The sequence below is a fragment of the Streptococcus sp. 68 genome (assembly GCF_013277415.1).
In the GTDB taxonomy this organism is placed as follows: Bacteria; Bacillota; Bacilli; order Lactobacillales; family Streptococcaceae; genus Streptococcus.
This window is the reverse complement of the sequence record NZ_VMMX01000021.1, coordinates 1-6,603: the sequence shown is the minus strand read 5'-3', so window position 1 is coordinate 6,603 and position 6,603 is coordinate 1. Positions and strand designations below refer to the sequence as shown.

Genomic DNA, 6,603 nt, shown 5'->3' with positions numbered 1-6,603 from the left:
AACGAGTTTATGCGGAAGCTAAAGAGAAGGCAAACCAAGCGGTTACAAAAGCGAAGGAAGTTCAACGAGACGGCAGCGCTTCTGAATCAGATGTTAGTGCGGCAGAAAAAGCCTTAACTAAAGCCAAGACTGACCTTGAAAATGCCAAGACTGGCTTGAGAAATGTTGATAAGAATCAATTATCGACCAAGACTCAAGAGCTAGAAAACATCTTACAACAAGAAGATCCAACGATCACCAACGGTAAGACAGAAGACAGTAAACGAGTTTATGCGGAAGCTAAAGAGAAGGCAAACCAAGCGGTTACAAAAGCGAAGGAAGTTCAACGAGACGGCAGCGCTTCTGAATCAGATGTTAGTGCGGCAGAAAAAGCCTTAACTAAAGCCAAGACTGACCTTGAAAATGCCAAGACTGGCTTGAGAAATGTTGATAAGAGCGACAGTCAAACACCAACTTCTCCTTCGGATCCAGCTCAGTCTGGGGCAAGTCCTGTGAATCCGCCATCTGCTACAAGAAATCGAAGAACTCCTCCGCGCCGCGCTCGTAGAAGCGTTGGATTTGTAGGGAATTCCCAAACAGGTACAAACCCATCGGCTGTGGACAAGTCAGAACTTCGTACTCTAGTAGAGGATCTGGAACGTCGCTTGCAAGACTTGGCAGGTCTATCTCCTGAAGTACTTGAAGAAGCACAGCGTATTTTGGGAGAGGCGCAAGCAGCTCTTGATAATGAAAACTTAACAGCTCAAGAATTGGCAGACCTCCTTGCTAAAGTTAGACAGGTTCTCAATTCTCTACAAACTGGCACATCAGCTGATAAGAGTCAGTCTGCGTCAAACTTAAATAAAGAAGCAGAAAGTACCAAGGGAGCTAAAAATGAGACAGAAGTCCCTCTATATGGTGTCTTAGGAGCTGCAGTTCTTTCTCTTCTAGGAGCTCTCCTCTTTGCAGTAGCTCGTAAAAAATCCTCTCAACTAGATAAGCTTTCAAGAGAATTGCACCAGCTTGTAGTTGAGCTAGAGGCTAGCGACAAGGATAAAAAAGTTCTAAACAAGGCTAAGAAATTAGCTGATGAAGCACGACTCTTTGTAGATAGCCATCAAAAAGATTCTCAAAAAGAAGCAGAACTAATTTCTGAAATCAAGACTGTTCTCAGTCAACTCAAAGAAGAATTCTAGTTTTGAAGAAAACACTACTTTCAGGAACTGAGTGAGTAGCTTTGTAGCTATGATGAGGAAATAATAAAATCTCCAGATTAGGAACCGTCAATGAGTTCTCTAGTCTGGAGATTTTTCAATATACTTCATTATTGGGGGATTACAAATAGTCGGATGTTTTTTTGATTTTTTACGAATAAATAGATGAGTAGAAAAAGAAATGGAGTTATTTATGAAAATTACAAACTATGAAATCTATAAGTTAAAAAAATCAGGTTTGACCAATCAACAGATTTTGAAAGTCCTAGAATACGGTGAAAATGTTGATCAAGAATTGTTGTTGGGTGATATTGCAGATATATCAGGTTGCCGTAATCCAGCCGTTTTTATGGAACGTTATTTTCAGATAGACGATGCGCATTTGGAGAAGGAGTTTCAAAAATTTCCATCTTTCTCTATTTTAGATGACTGTTACCCTTGGGATTTAAGTGAAATATACGATGCTCCTGTACTTTTATTTTACAAGGGAAATCTTGACCTCTTGAAATTTCCAAAAGTAGCTGTCGTGGGGAGTCGTGCTTGTAGCAAACAGGGAGCTAAGTCAGTTGAAAAAGTCATTCAGGGCTTGGAAAATGAACTGGTTATTGTCAGTGGATTAGCCAAGGGCATTGACACAGCAGCTCATATGGCAGCTCTTCAGAATGGCGGAAAAACCATTGCAGTGATTGGAACAGGACTAGATGTGTTTTATCCTAAAGCCAATAAACGCTTGCAAGACTATATTGGCAATGATCATCTGATTCTCAGTGAGTATGGACCTGGCGAACAACCTCTGAAATTTCATTTTCCTGCCCGTAATCGCATCATTGCTGGACTTTGTCGTGGTGTGATTGTAGCAGAGGCTAAGATGCGTTCAGGTAGTCTCATTACCTGTGAGCGAGCAATGGAGGAAGGGCGCGATGTTTTTGCTATACCTGGTAGCATTTTAGATGGACTATCAGACGGTTGCCATCATTTGATTCAAGAAGGGGCAAAATTGGTTACAAGTGGGAAGGATGTTCTTGCGGAATTTGAATTTTAAAAATGACCTAAGCTAGAATTCTGAGAAAAAATCAATTTTTAATAGAAAATGAAGTAAATATCCCCACAATAAAACGCATAGTATCAGGTTTTTCATCACTTGATCTTATGCGTTTTTTCTAAGTGAATAAGTAGAGTGGAGGACTTTTCCCATAGGAAGGAAAGCAATTTAGTGTAATTGAGAAAGGAGAGTTGCTTGTGACTAATCTTGGTCGGCTTACTGTTAGGGGGGCTTATCATCTAAAATCTTGTCGCTAAGGAAAAATAAAGCCTTCAAGAGTAGAGGTTATAAGCGGTTTGTTAAGAAAGAATTCAAAGACCTTGACAGATAAAAATAAAATGGTTATTATAAAAAATGGTCTGAAATTGATGATGATACTTTTCGAAAATCTTTTTCAATCAGCTCAGCTTTGCCTTGCTGTGTTTCGAGCAAGCTACGGTGAGCTTCCGAGTTTGATTTTCATTTACTAGAAATGAAGTTGATGAGAGATAGCAGTAGATATTTGCGTCAGGATGTGATGGAAAATGATAAAAAGACCTCATGAGATTGGCATATTAGGCTACTAAAGCATTGAGTTTGTTAGGATTTTATACTCAATGAAAATCAAAGAGCAAACTAGGAAGCTAGCCGCAGGTTGCTCAAANNCAGTTACATATATCTACGGCAAGGTGAAGCTGACGTGGTTTGAAGAGATTTTCGAAGAGTATTAGCGACTAGTTAGCTAGGAAAGGAAGATATTTGTGACAAATAATAAACTGTATTCGTTGGTAGAATTTAGAAATAAAATATACGAAGAATTAGAACTCTCCAGAAGTGATTTAGCGATTTTACTATGTGCCATGCTTATCGCCTCTATCGGATTAAATATGGATTCGACTCCCGTGATTATTGGAGCCATGTTAATCTCTCCTTTGATGACACCTATTCTGGGGGTGGGGCTCTCTCTAGCTATATTTGATTTTAAATTGTTAAGAAAATCTTTTAAAATATTAGCTATTCAAATTCTTGCCAGTTTAATAGCTTCAACACTTTATTTTTATCTTTCTCCTATTTCGTATGCTAGTTCGGAGATTGTTGCTAGAACCTCTCCGACTATTTGGGATGTTCTCATTGCTTTTGTAGGAGGGATAGCAGGTATTATTGGTGCTAGGAAAAAAGAGACCAATAATATTGTCCCTGGTGTCGCGATTGCAACCGCCTTGATGCCTCCTCTTTGTACGGTAGGTTACGCTATTGCTTCTGCTAATCTAAAATTTATCATAGGCTCTTCTTACCTATTCCTCATCAATTGTAGCTTCATTGTCATTGCGACTTATATAGGTGTCAGGTTGATGATGGTTAAGAAGCACTATTTTAGAGATAATGAAGAAGACTCTAAAATGCGCAGGATTTTGCTTCTAGTTGCTGTTTTGCTGATGATTCCGAGTTTCATCTCTGCAACGACTTTAGTCAGAGAAACGTTGAAAAAAGAGTCCCTTAAGAAATTTATATCAGAGCAGTTTCAGGGGCATAATATTTTGAAAAAAACCTATTCTAAAAAGAATCATACCCTAAAGCTAACCATTTCAGGAAATTATTTGACAGAAGAAGAGCTTGATATGATTTCCAGTAAGAGGGGGGACTATGGTTTAAGTGATGTTTCTGTTCAAGTTTCCCAATTGTCTGATTCAGAACAACTTAGCAAGGAAGAACTGGTAGAGTATTTCTTCCAGTATATCAAGGATAAGGAAGCAAAAGAAAAGGAAAAGGCCAATAAATTTGATACAGAGTCTGAGGAACAATAATTTCTTGAGAATAGCTGGTTTTTCTCGTAAGTCTTCTATGTATCTCAAAGGAAGACTGAGGTCTTAAGCATAAAACTTTTCTTCTATTATAGTAGCTAAGTCTTGACAGGGTTCAAAAAATGGTTTACACTTTATAAAGTTTATTACTTTGAAAAGGTGTGATACTGTGGCTACGGCAACAAAAAAGAAAAAATCAACAGTTAAAAAAAATCTAGTAATCGTGGAGTCACCTGCTAAGGCCAAGACGATTGAAAAATACCTAGGCAGAAACTACAAGGTTTTAGCCAGTGTCGGGCATATCCGTGATTTGAAGAAATCCAGTATGTCAGTCGATATTGAAAATAATTACGAACCACAATATATCAATATCCGAGGAAAAGGTCCTCTTATCAATGACTTGAAAAAAGAAGCCAAAAAAGCTAATAAAGTCTTTCTGGCGAGTGACCCGGACCGTGAAGGAGAAGCGATTTCTTGGCATTTGGCCCACATTCTCAACTTGGATGAAAATGATGCCAACCGTGTGGTCTTCAATGAAATCACCAAGGATGCGGTCAAAAATGCTTTTAAAGAACCTCGCAAGATTGATATGGACTTGGTCGATGCTCAACAGGCACGCCGTGTTTTGGACCGCTTGGTAGGCTATTCGATTTCGCCTATTTTGTGGAAAAAGGTCAAGAAGGGCTTGTCAGCAGGTCGCGTACAGTCCATTGCCCTTAAACTCATCATTGACCGTGAAAATGAAATCAATGCTTTTCAGCCAGAGGAATACTGGACAATTGATGGCGTCTTTAAAAAGGGAACCAAGCAATTCCAGGCTTCCTTTTATGGAGTGGATGGTAAAAAGCTGAAACTGACTAGTAATGATGAGGTCAAGGAAGTCTTATCTCGTCTGACTAATAAAGACTTTTCAGTGGATCAGGTGGATAAGAAAGAGCGCAAGCGCAATGCTCCATTACCCTATACCACTTCATCTATGCAGATGGATGCGGCCAATAAAATCAATTTCCGTACTCGAAAGACCATGATGGTTGCCCAACAGCTCTATGAAGGGATCAATATCGGTTCTGGTGTGCAAGGTTTGATTACCTATATGCGTACCGATTCGACTCGTATCAGTCCAGTAGCGCAGAACGAAGCAGCAAGTTTCATTACGGACCGTTTTGGTAGCAAATATTCTAAGCATGGTAGCAAGGTCAAAAATGCATCAGGTGCTCAGGATGCCCATGAGGCTATTCGTCCGTCAAGTGTCTTTAATACACCGGAAAGCATCGCTAAGTATCTGGACAAGGATCAACTCAAGCTCTATACCCTTATCTGGAATCGTTTTGTGGCGAGCCAGATGACAGCTGCTGTCTTTGATACCATGGCTGTTAAATTATCTCAAAATGGGGTCCAATTTGCTGCTAATGGTAGTCAGGTTAAGTTTGATGGTTATCTTGCCATTTATAATGATTCTGACAAGAATAAGATGTTACCGGACATGGCTGTTGGAGATGTGGTCAAGCAGGTTAATAGCAAACCAGAGCAACATTTCACTCAACCGCCTGCTCGCTATTCTGAAGCGACACTGATTAAGACTTTGGAGGAAAATGGAGTTGGACGTCCGTCAACCTACGCACCGACCATTGAAACTATTCAGAAACGTTATTATGTTCGCCTTGTAGCCAAACGTTTTGAACCAACAGAGTTGGGAGAAATTGTTAATAAGCTCATCGTTGAATATTTCCCAGATATCGTAAACGTAACCTTCACAGCTGAAATGGAAGGCAAACTAGATGATGTCGAAGTCGGAAAAGAGCAGTGGCAACGTGTTATAGACGCCTTTTACAAACCATTCTCTAAAGAAGTCGCCAAGGCTGAAGAAGAAATGGAAAAAATCCAGATCAAGGATGAACCAGCTGGATTTGACTGTGAAGTGTGTGGCAGTCCAATGGTCATTAAACTTGGTCGTTTTGGTAAGTTCTACGCTTGTAGCAATTTCCCAGATTGCCGTCATACCCAAGCAATCGTGAAAGAAATCGGTGTTGAGTGTCCAAGTTGTCATCAGGGACAAATTATTGAGCGTAAAACCAAGCGTAACCGCCTCTTCTATGGTTGCAATCGCTATCCAGACTGTGAATTTACTTCTTGGGACAAGCCTGTTGGTCGTGACTGTCCAAAATGTGGCAATTTCCTCATGGAGAAAAAAGTCCGTGGTGGCGGCAAGCAGATTGTTTGTAGCAAGGGTGACTACGAAGAAGAAAAGATTAAATAAGAAGAGAGTCCTGAAAGTGAATTTCAGGCTCTTTTGGTTGGAACTTGACAAAATTCATCATTTTATGCGAAACTAGAAGAAGATTATTTTATACTCAATGAAAATCAAAGAGCAAACTAGGAAACTAGCCGCAGGTTGCTCAAAGTACTGCTTTGAGGTTGCAGATAAGACTGACGAAGTCAGGAACCATACCTACGGTAAGGCGACGTTGACGTTTTTCGAAGAGATTTTCGAAGAGTATTAATTAGGAGTAGTTATGCGTCTTATCTATCTGATAATTGGTTTTTTATCACTGGCTTTGGCTATTATTGGGGTTGTCTTGCCCTTGTT

The 6,603-nt window shown here is 39.8% G+C and carries 3 protein-coding genes and 2 pseudogenes; all 5 read left to right on the top strand.

The window, feature by feature from the left end; genetic code table 11:
* A pseudogene (locus HT720_RS10315) lies at nt 1–1,175 on the top strand (hypothetical protein); the annotation flags it as partial.
* Nucleotides 1,176–1,386: 211 nt separating this feature from the next.
* Nucleotides 1,387–2,235 carry a DNA-processing protein DprA gene (gene dprA / locus HT720_RS10055; RefSeq protein ID WP_173276068.1) on the top strand — a complete coding sequence of 283 codons (849 nt, stop codon included), beginning with the start codon at nt 1,387–1,389 and terminating at the stop codon, nt 2,233–2,235.
* A 740-nt stretch (nt 2,236–2,975) separates the two neighbouring features.
* Nucleotides 2,976–4,019 (top strand): TIGR00341 family protein, encoded by a 1,044-nt coding sequence (locus HT720_RS10050; RefSeq protein WP_166736709.1) that lies wholly within the window; start codon nt 2,976–2,978, stop codon nt 4,017–4,019.
* A 166-nt stretch (nt 4,020–4,185) separates the two neighbouring features.
* Nucleotides 4,186–6,273, top strand: a complete 2,088-nt coding sequence (gene topA, locus HT720_RS10045) for a type I DNA topoisomerase (RefSeq protein ID WP_173276066.1) — start codon at nt 4,186–4,188, stop codon at nt 6,271–6,273.
* A gap of 256 nt (nt 6,274–6,529) precedes the next feature.
* Nucleotides 6,530–6,603, top strand: a pseudogene (locus HT720_RS10040) (DUF454 domain-containing protein); the annotation flags it as partial.